This window comes from Pseudomonas sp. SJZ079, from assembly GCF_007993865.1.
In the GTDB taxonomy this organism is placed as follows: domain Bacteria; phylum Pseudomonadota; class Gammaproteobacteria; order Pseudomonadales; family Pseudomonadaceae; genus Aquipseudomonas.
On record NZ_VIUH01000020.1, the window covers coordinates 48,937 to 62,599 of the forward strand.

17 protein-coding genes are annotated in these 13,663 nt (G+C 62.1%); 6 read left to right on the forward strand and 11 right to left on the reverse strand.

All coding sequences use genetic code 11. From position 1 onward, the window contains the following. The first annotated feature begins 58 nt into the window (after positions 1-58). Positions 59-640: a TMEM165/GDT1 family protein gene (locus FBY03_RS17055; protein ID WP_178090687.1), complete on the forward strand. Its 582-nt coding sequence runs from the start codon at positions 59-61 to the stop codon at positions 638-640. Positions 641-751: 111 nt separating this feature from the next. Continuing rightward, positions 752-1,195, forward strand: a complete 444-nt coding sequence (locus FBY03_RS17060) for a ketosteroid isomerase-related protein (RefSeq protein ID WP_147173559.1) — start codon at positions 752-754, stop codon at positions 1,193-1,195. Between the two features lie 15 nt (positions 1,196-1,210). Here the strand turns inward: FBY03_RS17060 and FBY03_RS17065 are convergent, their stop codons facing one another. The 5 genes from FBY03_RS17065 to FBY03_RS17085 form a co-directional block, all read right to left on the reverse strand. Then, positions 1,211-2,200: an NAD-dependent epimerase/dehydratase family protein gene (locus FBY03_RS17065; RefSeq protein WP_147173560.1), complete on the reverse strand. Its 990-nt coding sequence runs from the start codon at positions 2,198-2,200 to the stop codon at positions 1,211-1,213. A gap of 83 nt (positions 2,201-2,283) precedes the next feature. After that, a complete protein-coding gene (locus FBY03_RS17070) occupies positions 2,284-3,105 on the reverse strand; it encodes a M48 family metallopeptidase (protein ID WP_147173561.1) in 822 nt (273 codons plus the stop codon). 133 nt (positions 3,106-3,238) lie between these two features. Further along, entirely contained in the window at positions 3,239-3,856 is a 618-nt protein-coding gene (locus FBY03_RS17075) for an SOS response-associated peptidase (protein ID WP_147173562.1), read from the reverse strand. Positions 3,857-3,892: 36 nt separating this feature from the next. After that, a complete protein-coding gene (locus tag FBY03_RS17080; RefSeq protein ID WP_147173563.1) occupies positions 3,893-4,153 on the reverse strand; it encodes a putative signal transducing protein in 261 nt (86 codons plus the stop codon). Continuing rightward, the gene (locus FBY03_RS17085) at positions 4,153-4,335 is read right to left on the reverse strand and encodes a CPXCG motif-containing cysteine-rich protein (RefSeq protein ID WP_147173564.1); all 183 of its coding nucleotides are present in this window, start codon (positions 4,333-4,335) and stop codon (positions 4,153-4,155) included. The genes FBY03_RS17080 and FBY03_RS17085 overlap by 1 nt, the downstream gene beginning before the upstream one ends. A gap of 100 nt (positions 4,336-4,435) precedes the next feature. Between FBY03_RS17085 and FBY03_RS17090 the strand changes: the two genes are divergently transcribed. Next, positions 4,436-5,602, forward strand: a complete 1,167-nt coding sequence (locus FBY03_RS17090) for a 1-acyl-sn-glycerol-3-phosphate acyltransferase (protein WP_147173565.1) — start codon at positions 4,436-4,438, stop codon at positions 5,600-5,602. 66 nt (positions 5,603-5,668) lie between these two features. On the opposite strand, the gene FBY03_RS17095 is transcribed toward FBY03_RS17090, so the two are convergent. After that, positions 5,669-5,956: a hypothetical protein gene (locus FBY03_RS17095; RefSeq protein ID WP_147173566.1), complete on the reverse strand. Its 288-nt coding sequence runs from the start codon at positions 5,954-5,956 to the stop codon at positions 5,669-5,671. A gap of 244 nt (positions 5,957-6,200) precedes the next feature. Between FBY03_RS17095 and FBY03_RS17100 the strand changes: the two genes are divergently transcribed. Further along, positions 6,201-6,407, forward strand: coding sequence for a hypothetical protein (locus FBY03_RS17100; protein ID WP_147173567.1), 207 nt, complete (start codon positions 6,201-6,203; stop codon positions 6,405-6,407). A gap of 57 nt (positions 6,408-6,464) precedes the next feature. On the opposite strand, the gene FBY03_RS17105 is transcribed toward FBY03_RS17100, so the two are convergent. Continuing rightward, entirely contained in the window at positions 6,465-7,049 is a 585-nt protein-coding gene (locus FBY03_RS17105; RefSeq protein WP_147173568.1) for a YajG family lipoprotein, read from the reverse strand. A gap of 1,031 nt (positions 7,050-8,080) precedes the next feature. Between FBY03_RS17105 and mqo the strand changes: the two genes are divergently transcribed. Next, positions 8,081-9,589: a malate dehydrogenase (quinone) gene (gene mqo / locus FBY03_RS17115; RefSeq protein WP_147173570.1), complete on the forward strand. Its 1,509-nt coding sequence runs from the start codon at positions 8,081-8,083 to the stop codon at positions 9,587-9,589. A gap of 59 nt (positions 9,590-9,648) precedes the next feature. On the opposite strand, the gene FBY03_RS17120 is transcribed toward mqo, so the two are convergent. From FBY03_RS17120 to FBY03_RS17130, 3 genes are all read right to left on the reverse strand, one after another. Then, positions 9,649-10,005 (reverse strand): PilZ domain-containing protein, encoded by a 357-nt coding sequence (locus FBY03_RS17120; protein ID WP_147173571.1) that lies wholly within the window; start codon positions 10,003-10,005, stop codon positions 9,649-9,651. Positions 10,006-10,065: 60 nt separating this feature from the next. Beyond that, a complete protein-coding gene (locus FBY03_RS17125) occupies positions 10,066-10,491 on the reverse strand; it encodes a DUF4124 domain-containing protein (RefSeq protein WP_147173572.1) in 426 nt (141 codons plus the stop codon). Positions 10,492-10,564: 73 nt separating this feature from the next. Then, positions 10,565-10,939 carry a tol-pal system YbgF family protein gene (locus FBY03_RS17130; RefSeq protein ID WP_147173573.1) on the reverse strand — a complete coding sequence of 125 codons (375 nt, stop codon included), beginning with the start codon at positions 10,937-10,939 and terminating at the stop codon, positions 10,565-10,567. A gap of 256 nt (positions 10,940-11,195) precedes the next feature. Between FBY03_RS17130 and pyk the strand changes: the two genes are divergently transcribed. Then, a complete protein-coding gene (pyk, locus tag FBY03_RS17135; protein WP_147173574.1) occupies positions 11,196-12,647 on the forward strand; it encodes a pyruvate kinase in 1,452 nt (483 codons plus the stop codon). A 224-nt stretch (positions 12,648-12,871) separates the two neighbouring features. On the opposite strand, the gene FBY03_RS17140 is transcribed toward pyk, so the two are convergent. Further along, on the reverse strand, positions 12,872-13,645 hold the full coding sequence (locus FBY03_RS17140) for an enoyl-CoA hydratase (protein ID WP_147173575.1): 774 nt from the start codon (positions 13,643-13,645) through the stop codon (positions 12,872-12,874). Positions 13,646-13,663: the final 18 nt, after the last annotated feature.

Here is a 13,663-nt window from a genome sequence, read left to right on the forward strand (position 1 = left end):
AGGTCGTACGTGTCATCTGTCATGGCCATCTCGACCCGCCCCGTTAGGAAGCCTGATGCTGGAATCCCTGTTCGTCCCCACCCTGATCGTTGCGCTGGCCGAAATCGGCGACAAGACCCAACTGCTTGCCCTGCTGCTGGCCGCGCGCTTTCGTAGGCCCTGGCCGATCATCGGCGGCATTGTGGTGGCCACCCTGGCCAACCACTTCGCCGCCGCGGCTGCCGGTAACTGGGTGGCCGGTTTGTTTTCGCCCGCCACCCTCAACTGGATGCTCACCGCCAGTTTCGTCGCGGTGGCGCTATGGACCCTGGTTCCCGACCAGTTGGACGACGACGAAAACACCCGACTCAAGCGCTACGGCCCATTTCTCACCACCCTGGTCGCCTTTTTCATTGCCGAGATGGGCGACAAGACGCAAATCGCCACGGTGATGCTGGCCGCGCAGTACCCACAGTTGGTCTGGGTGGTGATCGGCACCACGCTGGGCATGCTGATCGCCAACGTGCCGGTGGTGTTGGCGGGCAATTTCGCCGCCGCGCGCCTGCCGCTGACCCTGATCCGGCGCCTGGCGGCCAGCGCCTTTGCCGCCTTGGCGCTGTATGCGGGCTACCAGGCCTTGAAATTGAGCGGGCTTGCTTGACGACCAAAGCGACCACATAGATCGACGCTTAGACCCATGTGATAAGAGCGAAACTGCTGATAAAGTGCGCAAGCTTTTGCTCATTTTCTCAGCAGTCATGGAGACACCCTCATGTCATTGGATGATCGCAAAAAGCTGGTGCGCCAGCATATCGACCTGTCGTGGAACAAGGGCCGCCTGGCGTTGGTGGAACAACTGCACAGCAAGGACTTTCTCTACAAGAGCTCATTTATCGGTCGACCGCTGAACAGTGCCGCATTCGCCCTGATGGTGCAGGACATCCGCGACGCCATGCCGGACCTCGAGGTGGTGATCGAGGATTGCATCGCCGAAGGCAACAAGGTGGTCACCTGGAGCACCCTGATCGGCACCATCGAGAAGCCCGCCCTGGGTTATCCGCCAAGCGACAAGGTGATGAGCATTTCGGCGATGGCCTTCTGGACGCTGACCCCGCGCAACGAGATTCAGGAGCTCTGCACCATGTTCGACATGGAAAGCTTTCGCGCCCAGCTTGGCCTGGAGCCCCGTCGGTTCGCGGAAATAGCCCTGCCGTAGGCGGGCAACGAACTTCTACCCGGCGATATAGCCATTCTCGCGAAACCACTGGATCGTCCGCGCCAACGTGACATCCAGTGATTGCTCGGCCACAAACCCCAACTCCTGGCGCGCTTTGCTGCCGTCGAGGAACTGCCCGCCAGCCATCACCGCAATCGCCGTGTCGTCCAGCAGCGGCAAGCGTCCGCTCAAGCGATAGCGCAAGCGCCCGACTAGCGCCGCGCCCTTGGCCAGACTCAAGAGTATTGGCTTAGGTGCACCAACACCCAACTGCTCGGCGATTCGCGCAGTCAACTCGGCCAACTGGATATTTTCGCCGGTGAGCAGATAACGCTCGCCGGCACGGCCCTTCTCCAGCGCCAGCAGCAACCCGCGCCCCGCTTCTGCGGCGTCTATCCAGTTGCGTGGTCCCGGCACATAACGGCGCATGGCACCGCTGGCGATGGCGGTCACCAACCGCCCTGTACTGGGGCCGACATCGAACTCGCCCAGGGTCATCCCGGGAATTCCGATCACCACCGGCAGGCCATTGCGCGCCTGCTCCCGGGCCTGCTCATCCAGCGCCCACTTGCACAGCAGATAAGGGTTGCGCCAGCGCGGCATGCCTTCGTAGAACAAGCCTTCGTGCCCCGGCAAACCCTGCGGATGACGCGGCAAAGCGATCGCCGCCCCAACATAGAGAATGCGCGGCACCTCGGCGGCCAGGCAGGCGGCATAGAAGTGGTTGGTCTGATCCAGCGCGCTGGCCACCTCTTCCTGCCAACGTCGTGGCCGGGTCGGATAATGGCCGGCGCAGAAGATCACCCCGTCGACGCCCCGCAACGCTCGGCTGAGCCCGGTCTGGTCGAACAAACCCGCGGCGTGACTCTCGGCGTCGAGATAACCGAGGCGCTCGATACGCGAGGAGGGTCGATGGATCAACAGCAACTGGTGACCCGCCGCCTTGATGGCGCGGGCCGTATGGTGGCCAAGCAGACCGGTAGCACCGAGCACGGCAATCTTCACAGCGACTCCTTGCGCGAAAAAAGCAGAACGCCCAGCACTCGACTGCACACTCGAGCACTGGGCGGTTCAGTGAGGCGGCGCTATCAGCGCGAAGCTTTAGCCTGTTCATACAGCGGCATGACTTTCGGAATAGTCGCCTGCAAGGAGGCAATCCGGCTACTCGACGAGGGGTGCGTGCTCATGAATTCCGGCGGCGCACCTTCACTGGCCTGGGCCATCTTCTGCCACAGGCTGACTGCCGCATTCGGGTTGTAACCGGCGCGAGCGGCCAATTCCAGGCCAATCACATCGGCTTCGTTCTCGTTACCACGGCTGTTCGGCAGGGTCATGCCGTATTCTACCGCGGCATCGGCTATTGCCAGAGTACCCTCACCCAGGCCGAGCAAGGCGCCAGCCCCCTGTTTGGCCAGACCGATGCCGTAGGCCTTGGACATCGCTTCGCGGCTATGCTCGCGCAGCGCGTGGGCGATCTCATGGCCCATCACCGCGGCGATCTCATCATCGCTCAGCTGCAGTTTCTCGATCAGCCCACTGTAGAAGATGATCTTGCCGCCGGGGCCGCAGTTGGCGTTCAACTCGGGGCTGTCGATCAGGTTGACTTCCCATCGCCACTGCGCCGAGTCGGGGCGAAACAGTGGCGCTTGCTTGATCAAGCGATCGGCGATGTTACGCAGACGCTTGGCGTTGGTACTGCTCTTATCCAGCTTGCCTTTGCTCGACGCCTCCCCCAGCGTCTGCTGGTAGGACTGCGCGTACATCTGATTGACCTCTTCGGTCGACAGCATGCTGAACATGTATTGCTTGCGTTCCACGCCCACAGTACCGCCGCTGGTGGTGTTCACGGCCTGGCATCCGGCCAGCAGCAAGGCCACGGCCAGCGCGGTTAACGACAACGACTGGTTCATGCGGAGTCTCCATCTGAATAAGCCTCGTATGCTACGGCGGCGCATCGCGCTCGGGCAACCACCACGCCACAGGCAAGCTTGCCGCGCCGGCTAAGCGAGGCAAATCAGCGGCGACTGATCAACCCCCAGAGACCTAGGCAGGCGTCAGGCACTCCGGGCCATCCAGCGCGGGGTCGTTGACCAGGTTGGCCAGCACCCGCTCGCGCAAGACCGGTTGCGGTCTGGCCAACAGAGCCCGCAACTCGTCCAACGGCGTATCCGCTGCCAACCAGGCGTCCTGCCCGGCGCCATCAAGAATCAGGGGACGCCGCTGGTTAGCCGCGGCCTGAGTCACCACCGCGGCGCTGAGGTACACCTGCCCGCCCACGGGATAGGCTTCCCACAGTGCGGCAAAATACAAAGGAGAAGCGTCGCTGGTCAGCCAATAGGGACGTTTGCGCGTCGTGCCGCGCCATTCGTAGAAGCCGTTGGCCGGCAATAGACCGCGGCGCAGGCGGAAGGCCTCGCGGAACATCGGTTGCTCGGCCAGGGTTTCCGCGCGGGCCTGGGCCGGGGTTTTCGACAGGTCGGTCAGCCATGGCGGGGTCAAGCCCCAGCGCACGCGCGCTAGCTGGCGCTCGCCGTCGAGATTACGCTGCAGCAGCACCTGGGCATGCGGTGCGATGCTCCAGTGCGGTTGCTGGTCCGCGGGAAATCCAGGCAACGCCGCGAACGCGGGCGTCCAACGGAACAGGGCATAACGTCCACACATGACAAACTCGATAGCAGGTTGGCGACATACCGCGGCTCAACAGATGAGTACGCCCTGAGTATCCTCGGGCTCGTCACTGGGTAGCGGTTGCGCGACATTGTACGTGGCGATCAACTGCTGCGCGCGATCGGCCTGCCGATCCTCGACCATCACCCCGAGCAAACCGCAGACCGGCAACTCACCGATGCCACCAACCAGATGCCGACCGCTCAAATGGGCCTCGATGCCTTCACTGGCCAGCATCGTCAGCAGCAACTCGCCTTCCATCAGGTCCAGTGGCTCATAGATACGCTGCATCAGTCGTTCTCCCCGCGCACATCCAGGGTCCATTCGACACCGTCGGTGCGCAAATCGAAGACGATCGGCCGGCAACACACCGGGCAATCCTCGATGTACTGCTGATCGCCTGCGGACAGATCGAGCACTGCCTCGACCGGCTCGCCGCAGTAGGGACATTGATATGCCTGAGTTTCCAGCATCGCGGCCTCCATGTGACTTACGCGTATAATCACCGGTCTATTGCTGGCCCCGCACGCGGGGCGCGCACTTTCACCTGCAGCCAACCACCAACAAGAGAACATGATGGGCGAATTCGATGCCATCCGACCTTACGCCGACGCCGAAGTCCCTGCCGTTCTGAATCGCCTGCTGACAGACGACGCGTTTCTCGACATTCTCACCCACTTTCGCTTCCCACGCTTGGCGGGGTCACTGGGCTGGCTGCTTAAACCACTTATAGCCTATCGGCTGCGCCTTGAGTTCCGCGGCATCGCTTCGGTGGCGGCGCTGCAGGACAAAGTCGAGCAGTACGTCGACCGGACTATCGAGCGCGCTACCGACGGGGTCACCTACTCGGGCGTCGAACACCTCAAGGCCGGCAGCGCCTACCTGTTTCTCGCCAACCACCGCGACATCGTCATGGACCCGGCCTTCGTCAACTACGCGGTGTACCACGCCGGTCTGCCGACGCCGCGCATCGCCATTGGCGACAACCTGCTGCAAAAGCCCTTCGTCAGCGACCTGATGCGTCTGAACAAGAGCTTTATCGTGCATCGCTCGCTCAGCGGCCGGCGCGAGAAGCTCGCCGCCTACCAGCTGCTCTCGGCCTACATCAACCACTCGATTCGTAACGACCGCGAGTCGATCTGGATCGCCCAGGCCGAAGGGCGGGCCAAGGACGGTGACGACCGCACCGATTCGGCGATCCTCAAGATGTTCCACATGAGCCGTAAAAGCGAGGCCTTCGCCGAGGTCATCCGCGAGTTGAACCTGACCCCGGTGTCGATCAGCTATGAGTACGATCCCTGCGATCACGCCAAGGCGCGCGAACTGTTTACCCGCGCCAGCACCGGCAGCTACGCCAAAGCCCCAGGCGAAGATGACCAGAGCATTGCCCTCGGCATCACCGGTTACAAGGGCCGCGTGCATGTGCATTTCGGTGAGCCGGTGAGCACCGGCCTGGAGGACAGCAAGCAGCTGGCCCTGGAGATGGACAAGCATATTCTCAGCGGTTATCGGCTATTTCCGGCGCACTACCTGGCCTATGCCATGTGGGCCGAGCGTGACCCCGCACTGAACGTGCCCAGCGCGGCACAGCTGTTCCCCGCCGAGGAGCTGGCCGCTGCCGAGACTGAATGGCAGAAGCGCTTGCACGGCTGTCCGGCCGAACAGCAGCCTTACCTGGTGCTGCAATATGCCACCCCAGTTCGTAACCAATACCGGGTCAAGGCGGGCTTGCCGCTCTAAGCCCTATTCGCAGACTAAAAACGGCAGCCCATGAGCTGCCGTTTTTTATTGCGCCGCCAGGCCGACTCAGAGCCGAGCGCTGACCCAGGACAGCCCCAGCGCCAAGCCCAAGCAAGCGTAACCGAAGCGATAGAAGAAACGGTCGAGACGCTGCCTCGACTCGTCGAGTAGCGACGCATCGATGGCCAGTTCATCCAACTCACCGTCGGCGATCAGCCGCGCCACTGCGCGTTGTTGACGGCGCCGGGTAGCCAGCAGCAGCCAGCTTCCCGCCACGCTGAAAAACAGGGCCAAACCGTTCACCCACACAGCCGGGTGCGCCAAGTACAACGACCACAGAGCCTGCAGCGACATCGATAACCTCCGCTTCAGTGGACAACGCGCCTGAGGCGCTGCGCCCGAATCCAAACATGTGCCAGGCCAGACCTGGCACTGCAAATACGGTCGCGGATTTTACCGAAGCCATCCTACTTATGCGGTTGGTTTCCGACGAACGCCAGGGTTACAGCGAATAGGTCTAAGCCCGTCACCAAACCGTCAAACCCAAGCGCCACAGTAGAGCCCCCAACACCTCGACCCCCTGTCAATGGAGGCTGCCATGCTGCTCAATTTGTCGGTTGCACCCGAATACTTGAACGACTCACTGCCAGATGTTGAACACCTGATCGACGGCCTGGCCTTCAACGTGCATGACCACCACTGGCTGGTGTATTGCGCCCTCGGCGGCCACGAACACTATGATCTGCCGGATCTCGATCTACGTACTGGCCTCAGCCTGCCGGAGTTCTACGCAGAAGCGGCCTGAGCGACGCCCACAAAAAAGCCCGGCATCTACGACCGGGCTTTTTTGTGGGCGAAACGCTTACTGGCTGAGCATCTGACCGATGGTCGGATCCTTGAACGCACGAGTCAGCGCATCACTCAATACATCGCTGACCAGCTTGGTGTTGGTTTCCTGGTTCGGCGCCATGCCGAACCGCTGGTTCAACGAAGCGCCGTAGCGACCGCTGTAGCGACGCGTGCTGTTTTGCACGTCGGCACGAATGGTTGCCGTGATATCGGACTCGGTGACGTACAGCCCTTCTTTCGGCGACTGGTACTTCAGCTCGGCCAGCGTCAGGGTCAGCTGCGGGGCATTGTAGGCATTCGCCGTCGGGGTGAAACCGAGCAGGCGTACCGCCGCTTCGGCCTGAGCCTGCAGCTTAGGCAGGATGTTCTGGCCACTGACGCTGATCGCGCTGGTTTCCGGGTACAAGCCACCGCGCGTACCGAGTACGGGCGACGGCCGACCGTCGACCACGCGCACCACCACGGGCTGGCCCTGGCCAACCGCAATCAGCGGACTGTTGATCTTGGGTTGCGGGCTGAGTTGTTGCGGGCTGTGGGCACAACCGACCAGGGTCAGGCTGGCGACAGCAAGCAGACCAAACAACAGGCGATGCAGCATGCTCATCTCTCCATGGGGAACGCGACGGTGGCCAGCAGTATAACCAGCGACGCCATGCGCTAACAGCAGCGCATTGATGGCAACCGGCCCGGCTATCTGCGTGACCGGTTCAAGCAGTCAATCTCAACACCTGCCCTCCGATCGCTGACGGCTGCCCGCTGCCCGCTGCCGCCTCGAGTCGGCGTCGCGCCTTCGCGCATTTGCCGAATTATCCGAACAGCCATTCACAACCGACCTAGGCGAACTGACCACTCGTTACAGCTGCCCGTCATCGGTCTGTCATGTCGATCAGGCATAAGACTTTAGTCTTCATCGACCTGGAGTCCTTGGCCATGTTCTCACTCCGTTCCCTGCTCACCTCTCGTCGACCTCTACGCAATTTCGTCTTGCTGGATACCCAAGGCATATGCCGAGCCTTCCAGCTGTCGGCCCAGGCGCCACTAGGCGTGGGCTGGATCGAGGTGAGCGAACAGCGGCTTGCCTGGTTGCACCGCCCCTTGCCCAGCAGCGCACGAATCGCCCCAGTCGTCACGCACTCAGCCGTCGGCAAAGCGTTGGCGGCCTGACCGACGGAAGAAGAAAAGTCACGCCAGGCAATCAATTTCTCCGCTTTCGCCTTATAATCGCGCCCCGATTATAAGGACGCCTCCTGATCGGGCCCCGCTGTTTCGCTGATGCACTAGCCCTCGGTCACGCCCCAGAGAGTCGCCCACTTCGTGCTGCCCACGCGGCCAGCCGCCTTCGCCCATTAGCAGACCCGCTTGCAGCAATGCATTGGCGATATCGCGCGAATGGGAAGGCAAGCCTGCGCAGTCGAACTTTTTGAGGTTCACGGCTCCAAAAGAGCGTGAAAAAAACGGTTTTAACAACTTCACAAGAGTGTGGCGAAAATGAACGATCTTGCGGCTGGCACACGCTGCCTTATCCCTTCCTCCCTTTGTCCAGGACATCTCGGCGAGCGCTGATAGACGTGACTCCACGCTTAGAACCTCGGCCGTCGACTGGCTACTGCATTTTTTGGAGAAGTGGTAATGGCGCAGAATGATTACGAAACGGTAGATGTGGTGCTGGTTGGCGCCGGCATCATGAGCGCGACCTTGGCCGTGCTGATGAAAGAACTAGACCCAAAGCTGAAACTGGAAGTCGTCGAACTGATGGCATCCGGGGCAATCGAAAGCTCCTACCCCTGGAATAATGCGGGCACCGGGCACGCCGGCCTGTGTGAGCTGAACTACACGCCAGAAGCAGAAGATGGCTCTATCGATATCAAAAAATCGGTCAGCATCAACACCCAGTTCGAAGAATCGAAGCAGTTCTGGGCTTACTTGCTGGGAAAAGGCGCCTTCGCTTCACCCAAATCCTTTATCAGCCCGGTACCGCACCTGAGCTTCGTTCGCGGTCATGAAGGCATTGCCTTCCTCAAGAAGCGCTTCGAAGCGCTCACCCAGCACCATGCCTTCGCGGCGATGGAATACACCGAAGACCGCGCCACCATGGCTGAGTGGATGCCGCTGATGATGCCGGGCCGCGACCCGAACGAGCCGGTCGCCGCCACCCGTGTGCTGGACGGCACCGACGTCAACTTTGGCGCCCTGACCACACAATTGCTGGACTACTTGCGCAATCAGCCGGATGCCAAGGTCAAGTGCAGCCAGAAGGTCGTCGGCCTCAAGCGCAACGACCAGGGCTGGCGCGTCAGCCTCAAGGACCAGCAAAGCGGCGGTAATCGCGAAATCCAGGCAAAGTTCGTGTTTCTCGGAGCCGGTGGCGGCGCGCTGCCACTGCTGCAAATGTCTGGAATTCCCGAAGGCAAAGGCTACGGCGGCTTCCCGGTCAGTGGTCAGTGGTTGCGCTGCGACAACCCGGAAGTGGTCAAGCGCCATCAGGCCAAGGTCTACAGCCAGGCCGAAGTAGGCTCACCGCCCATGTCGGTCCCGCACCTGGATACCCGCGTGGTCGACGGCAAGAAATCCCTGCTGTTCGGACCTTACGCCGGCTTCTCGACCAAGTTTCTGCGCCACGGTTCGCTGCTTGATCTACCGCTGTCGATCCGTCCCAATAACATCGGCCCGATGCTCGCCGTCGCGCGTGACAACTTCGACCTGACTCGCTACCTGATCAAGGAAGTGGTGCAGTCCGATGAAAAGCGCCTGAGCACCCTGCGCAACTTCTATCCGGAACTGAAAGCGGAAGACTGGCGCCTGGAAATGGCCGGCCAACGCGTGCAGATCATCAAGAAAGACCCCAAGCACGGCGGCATCCTGCAGTTCGGTACCGAACTGGTTGCCGCACAGGACGGCTCGATTGCCGCCCTGCTCGGCGCCTCGCCTGGCGCCTCGGTGACGGTCTCGATCATGCTCGACCTGCTGCGCCGCTGCTTCCCTGAGCAAAGCAAGTCCGCGCAGTGGACTCGCAAGCTGGATGAGATATTCCCAGCCATGGGCCAGGTCCTCGCCAAGGATGCCGAACGCTACCGTGAGGTGCAGACTCGTTCGGATACCCTGTTGCAATTGCGGGTGGACGAACCGGCAATGGCCTGAGTCATTTGCCGCAGCCAAAAAACCGCCCTCTCGGGCGGTTTTTTATATGCCCGGCACCGTCAGGCGGAGGCGTTCAACGGGTGGAAGCTGAAGTAGTGACGCAGTGAATCGACCATCTCGACATACTCGGCCGACGGCGCCACCAGGGCGAAGCCGGAGTCGAAGCTACCAGGCGTGACATCCTCGCGAGACCATTGGCAGGTGGCGGAAAAGTCGATCAGCCGTGGCGCATTCTGCCCCGGCACCTTCAGGCGCATCTCGAAGCGGGCCCCGACCAGCATCGGCAGCTGGCTGATCAGCATCAAGCCGTCCAGCGACATGTTGCCGATATAGCCCATAGGTTTGTCGGTAATGAGATTGAACACCTTCAAGTAGTAGGGCAGTTGGTGGCGTTCGATCCGGCGCTGAGTATGCATAATGGCAAATCGCTATAGATGACCATCGAGTATGGCCGCACTACCGCACTTCAATCCGCTTCAGGAGCAGCCTTCGGCGAGTTGCGCACGCAGGCGTCGACGCGCCGCGTCCAACTCTTCATCACTGTAGTAGCTGCGCTCGCCATTCGCTTCGGAACGAAAATAACGGCGCCCTTCCGGCATCCGCGCCAGCGCATTGCGCAGCTCATTACATTTCTGAGCCCGTGCAGTTTGCCGCTCGGCAGACTCGGCCGCAGCCTGCGCCTGCTCCTGTCGGCGCGCCTCATAGAAGCGTGCGCTGCGAACCTGGCGCTCGCGAGTCGCGGCGTCGCGCTCGACCACTTGCGGTTTGACCTCGACCGGCTCGGCCCCGGCGCCCGCTGGACGCTGGTCGAAATGCACCTGGCCACTGGCATCGACCCAGCGATAAATATCCGCCGCCACCAGTCCCGGCAGCAGCAACAGACAACCTAACCACCTGCGCATGCTTTTCCTCCCTGAATAAAGCCCCAAGCTTACCCCTGAGGCGACTGTCCGCCAGCAGTCCTGCGATCAGCGGTCAAAGTGTCGTAGCCGAGGTCTTGGCCGCCTCGGTCGGATGATAGTGCCCGAGCTGGCGCAAGGTCTCCAGGCGGGCACGGGCGCGGAATCCGTACTCGCTGGCCGGATAGCGGTTGATGATGAACTGGTAGGTCTGCGCCGCGTCGACGAACAGATTCTGACGCTCCAGGCACAGGCCACGTAGCAAGGAGATCTCCGGCTGCAAGTAGCTGCGCGAACGACTCTTGCGCTCGGCCTGCGACAACTCGAGCATCACCTGCTCGCACTGCCCCTCATCGTAGGCTCGGTAAGCACTGTTCAAATGGTGGTCGAGCGACCAGCGGGTACAGCCGACGGCGCTCAGCGCCAGGGTTAAGATCAACAGGGTTCGCATAGGCCTCTCCTCCAATGAGCACTGTATCGACTGGCGCCTGAAAATCTACAGGTGGACGAGCAAACCACTAACGGCCTGGCAGGGCAGCACAGTCGGCTCGACGCTGAGTTAGCAAGACCTTTCGAGCCCCTTGCCGCCCCCACGCCTCAGGCGCCACGGCCTGTAGAAAAGCCGCGCAATAGGTAGTGCAGAGGAACAATGACTACAGGCTGACAGCATAGTAGCCTCGCCGTCAGTCCAACTCAGGAGCCTGCGCATGACCTTCCGCCGCACCAAGATCGTCGCCACCCTCGGCCCATCCAGCAACTCACCCGAAGTCCTCGAGCAACTGATTATCGCGGGCCTGGATGTGGCCCGTCTGAACTTCTCCCACGGTTCGCCGGCTGAACACAAGGCCCGCGCCCAGTTGGTTCGCGAGCTGGCCGCCAAGCATGGTCGGCATGTCGCCCTGCTCGGCGACCTGCAAGGGCCGAAGATCCGCATCGCCAAATTCGCCAACAAGCGCATCGAGCTGAAAGTCGGCGACCAGTTCACCTTCTCCACCAGTCACCCGCTGACCGCAGGCACCCAGGACATCGTCGGCATCGACTACCCGGACCTGGTCAAGGACTGCGGCGTCGGCGACGAACTGTTGCTCGACGATGGCCGCGTGGTGATGCGCGTGGACCGCGCCAGCGCCGACGCCTTGCACTGCTCGGTACTGATCGGCGGCCCGCTGTCCGACCACAAGGGCATCAACCGTCGGGGCGGCGGCCTGACCGCGCCGGCGCTGACCGAAAAAGACAAGGCCGATATCAAGCTGGCCGCCGAGATGGATCTGGATTACCTGGCCGTGTCCTTCCCGCGCGACGCCGAGGATATGCACTACGCCCGCCGCCTGCGTGACGAGGCCGGCGGTACCGCCTGGCTGGTCGCCAAGATCGAACGGGCCGAAGCCGTGGCCGACGACGAAACCCTCGATGGCCTGATCCGCGCCAGCGATGCGGTGATGGTGGCGCGCGGCGACCTCGGCGTGGAAATCGGCGACGCCGAGCTGTGCGGTATTCAGAAGAAGATCATTCTGCACGCGCGCCGCCATAACAAGGCGGTGATCACGGCGACGCAGATGATGGAGTCGATGATCCACAACCCGATGCCGACCCGCGCCGAAGTCTCCGACGTGGCCAACGCCGTGCTCGACTACACCGATGCGGTGATGCTCTCGGCGGAAAGCGCGGCCGGTGCCTACCCACTCGAGGCGGTGCAGGCGATGGCGCGTATCTGCATCGGCGCGGAGAAGCACCCGACCAGCAAAGCCTCCAGCCACCGCATGGGCACGACCTTCGAGCGTTGCGACGAAAGCATCGCCCTGGCGGCCATGTACACCGCCAACCACTTCCCGGGCGTCAAAGCGATCATCGCCCTGACCGAGAGTGGCTACACGCCCTTGATCATGTCGCGGATTCGCTCTTCCGTGCCGATCTACGCGTTCTCTCCGCACCGTGCCACCCAGGCCCGCGCGGCCATGTTCCGCGGCGTCTACACCGTGCCGTTCGACCCGGCGGCCCTGCCAGCGGAACAAGTCAGCCAGGCCGCGGTGGACGAACTGCTCAAGCGTGGCGTGGTTCAGCCAGGCGACTGGGTGATCCTGACCAAGGGCGACAGCTACCACACCATCGGTGGCACCAACGGCATGAAGATCCTGCATGTCGGTGAAGCGCTGGTGTAAACACCAGAGCGGCCGCGGTAAGCCAAGCACAGCGCCGGCGTCTACTGCAAAGCTGTAGGCGCCAGCGAGCTGGCACCTGCAACCTGGCCTCAATCGAGACGTAGCCCGGATGCAATCCGGAAGCTGTTAGGGGCTTACCGATGTTCCCGGATTGCATCCGGGCTACAGGAAAAAGGCCGCTCACTCGAGCGGCCTTTCGTTATCCATGTGCTGCGCATTAGCGCTTAGGCGAACTTGGAGAAATCCGCCGGACGACGCTGCATGAAGGCGCTCAAGGCCTCGATGGCTTCCGGCGAGCGCAGGCGCTGACCAAACAGCGCGCCCTCCTCCTCGATTACCCGGCGCAGCTCCTCACGCCCCGGCGCGCGCATCAAACGCTTGCTATCGGCCACCGCCGACGGCGCCAGTTGCTGGAAACGCAGGGCCATCTCACGCGCCTTGTCCAAGGTCTCGGCGCCGTTGGCCAGCGCCTGGTTGGCGATGCCCCAGGCCACCGCCTGCTCGCCACTGAACGACTCGCCGAGCAACAACAGCTCGGCTGCCTTGGCCTGGCCCAGCAAGCGCGGCAAGATCAGGCTGGAGCCGAACTCCGGACACAGCCCCAGGCTGACGAAGGGCATTTTCAACACGGCGTCGCGGCTGACATAGACCAGATCGCAATGCAGCAACAGAGTGGTGCCGATGCCCACCGCCGGACCGCTGACGGCAGCGACCACCGGCTTGCTGAATTCGAACAGCGTGCGCATGAACTGAAACACCGGACTGTCCAGACTCGTAGGTGGGGCCTGGAGGAAATCCGCGACATCGTTACCGCTGGTAAAACACGTGTCCCCTCCGGTTATCAGCAGCGCGCGCACGCTCGGGTCGGCGTCGGCCTGCTGCAGCACTTCGGCCATGCGGCTGTACATCGCACGGGTCAGGGCATTCTTCTTGTCCAAACGGTTCAGGCGCAGGGTCAACAGCCCCGCTTCGCGCTCAACCAGTACATGCTCGCTCATCACTCGTCCTCAAGGTAC

Coding starts and splice junctions, on each gene's coding strand:
- FBY03_RS17060 (WP_147173559.1), top strand. CDS start 752: ATGTCATTGGATGATCGCAAAAAGCTGGTGCGCCAGCATATCGACCTG.
- FBY03_RS17070 (WP_147173561.1), bottom strand. CDS start 3,105: ATGAACCAGTCGTTGTCGTTAACCGCGCTGGCCGTGGCCTTGCTGCTG.
- FBY03_RS17075 (WP_147173562.1), bottom strand. CDS start 3,856: ATGTGTGGACGTTATGCCCTGTTCCGTTGGACGCCCGCGTTCGCGGCG.
- FBY03_RS17080 (WP_147173563.1), bottom strand. CDS start 4,153: ATGCAGCGTATCTATGAGCCACTGGACCTGATGGAAGGCGAGTTGCTG.
- FBY03_RS17085 (WP_147173564.1), bottom strand. CDS start 4,335: ATGCTGGAAACTCAGGCATATCAATGTCCCTACTGCGGCGAGCCGGTC.
- FBY03_RS17090 (WP_147173565.1), top strand. CDS start 4,436: ATGATGGGCGAATTCGATGCCATCCGACCTTACGCCGACGCCGAAGTC.
- FBY03_RS17095 (WP_147173566.1), bottom strand. CDS start 5,956: ATGTCGCTGCAGGCTCTGTGGTCGTTGTACTTGGCGCACCCGGCTGTG.
- FBY03_RS17100 (WP_147173567.1), top strand. CDS start 6,201: ATGCTGCTCAATTTGTCGGTTGCACCCGAATACTTGAACGACTCACTG.
- FBY03_RS17105 (WP_147173568.1), bottom strand. CDS start 7,049: ATGCTGCATCGCCTGTTGTTTGGTCTGCTTGCTGTCGCCAGCCTGACC.
- mqo (WP_147173570.1), top strand. CDS start 8,081: ATGGCGCAGAATGATTACGAAACGGTAGATGTGGTGCTGGTTGGCGCC.
- FBY03_RS17120 (WP_147173571.1), bottom strand. CDS start 10,005: ATGCATACTCAGCGCCGGATCGAACGCCACCAACTGCCCTACTACTTG.
- FBY03_RS17125 (WP_147173572.1), bottom strand. CDS start 10,491: ATGCGCAGGTGGTTAGGTTGTCTGTTGCTGCTGCCGGGACTGGTGGCG.
- FBY03_RS17130 (WP_147173573.1), bottom strand. CDS start 10,939: ATGCGAACCCTGTTGATCTTAACCCTGGCGCTGAGCGCCGTCGGCTGT.
- pyk (WP_147173574.1), top strand. CDS start 11,196: ATGACCTTCCGCCGCACCAAGATCGTCGCCACCCTCGGCCCATCCAGC.
- FBY03_RS17140 (WP_147173575.1), bottom strand. CDS start 13,645: ATGAGCGAGCATGTACTGGTTGAGCGCGAAGCGGGGCTGTTGACCCTG.